2 protein-coding genes are annotated in these 1,441 nt (G+C 54.5%); both read left to right on the forward strand.

Annotated features, from left to right (window positions below; translation table 11 throughout):
• Positions 1 to 158: 158 nt before the first annotated feature.
• Positions 159 to 716: a hypothetical protein gene (locus ACO6EE_RS03265; protein WP_485959197.1), complete on the forward strand. Its 558-nt coding sequence runs from the start codon at positions 159 to 161 to the stop codon at positions 714 to 716.
• Positions 717 to 824: 108 nt separating this feature from the next.
• A partial coding sequence (locus ACO6EE_RS03270; RefSeq protein ID WP_485959199.1) for a class I tRNA ligase family protein occupies positions 825 to 1,441 on the forward strand: 617 nt, incomplete at its 3' end.

A 1,441-nucleotide genomic window follows, 5' to 3' on the forward strand; every position in this document is an offset into this window, starting at 1 on the left:
AATTGGTTATCTGCATTTTCGTAGCCTGGCATAACTGCTAATCTACGTCAGCCCCAAAAGTTAATATAAAACACGCTGCCTACAGCAGCCACTATAGGCGAGCTGCCGCATAAACAAAAGTCACTGCGGCAACATTTACCGTTTTCAAAACTTTCCAAATGTTTGTTTACATTTGCCCGCCAGGTGGCTGCAAACAAGGCTTTCGGCTACAATGCCTTTCCCAACAACCCAACAGGCTACCTGAAAACATGCCGCGCCTCTCCCACCTCCTCTTGCCCACGCTCGCCTTGTTTGCCGCTGCTGTTGCCCACGCCGAGCTCCCTGCCGGCCTCTATTTGTATCAGGGCAATGATGTCGGCGATTACCGCCCCGCCAGCGAGCCCGATGCTATTCCGTTCCCGCGTTCGCCTTCTATTCATGCCGAGCGGAAAGTCTGCATCTCAGCCGACAGCCAAGCCTGGCTGCAAGAGCAAATCCGCCGGCTCACTACCGGCCTGTATCCCCAAGGCCGGTTTGAAGAACGCCAAACCAACCACGGCCGGGTTTACACGCTGCTTAATCCCGCCCAAGCCAAACCCGGTTTGGATGCCTACACCGTGAGCATGGTGCTGAAAGACGGCCCGCAAGGACGCCCCGCCGTTGCCTTCTCCATCAGCTCCACCGATACCGAACGCAATTCCGTCCACAACACCCAGGTCAACCAGCACTACACCTAATCAAGGCCCAAGCTGCCCCGCCGAAGCCGCTAGCAAATAATTTGCCGCTGCACAGAAACTTCGCTTTCAGGTAGCCACCAATCTTTAACCAACCACTTCCATTGCACTATGCCAACTATCTACAACACCCTCACCCGCCAAAAAGAACCCTTCACCCCCATCGACCCTAAAAACGTGCGTATGTACGTTTGCGGCATGACTGTTTACGACTATTGTCACTTAGGCCACGCCCGTGTGATGGTTGTGTTCGACATGATTGCCCGTTGGTTGCGCGAGTGCGGTTATCCGCTCACTTATGTGCGCAATATTACCGACATCGACGACAAAATCATTGCCCGCGCTGCTGAAAACGGTGAGACCATCGGCGAGCTGACTGCGCGTTTCATTCAGGCTATGCACGAAGATGCTGATGCTTTGGGTGTGTTGCGTCCGGATATTGAGCCGAAGGCAACGGAAAACATTCCGCAAATGATTGCCATGATTGAAACCCTGATTCAAAACGGCAAGGCATATCCTGCCGCAAACGGCGACGTTTACTACGCCGTACGCGAGTTTTCCGCTTACGGCCAATTATCGGGCAAATCGTTGGACGACCTGCGCGCAGGCGAGCGCGTGGAAGTGGACGGTTTCAAACGTGATCCGCTTGATTTTGTGTTGTGGAAAGCGGCCAAAGCAGGCGAACCGGCATGGGAAAGCCCTTGGGGCAACGGCCGTCCGGGTTGGCA

This window comes from Eikenella sp., assembly GCF_057315495.1.

What these genes read in the sequence shown, in the direction of transcription:
- ACO6EE_RS03265 (WP_485959197.1), top strand. Translation starts at nt 159, where the DNA reads ATGTTTGTTTACATTTGCCCGCCAGGTGGCTGCAAACAAGGCTTTCGG.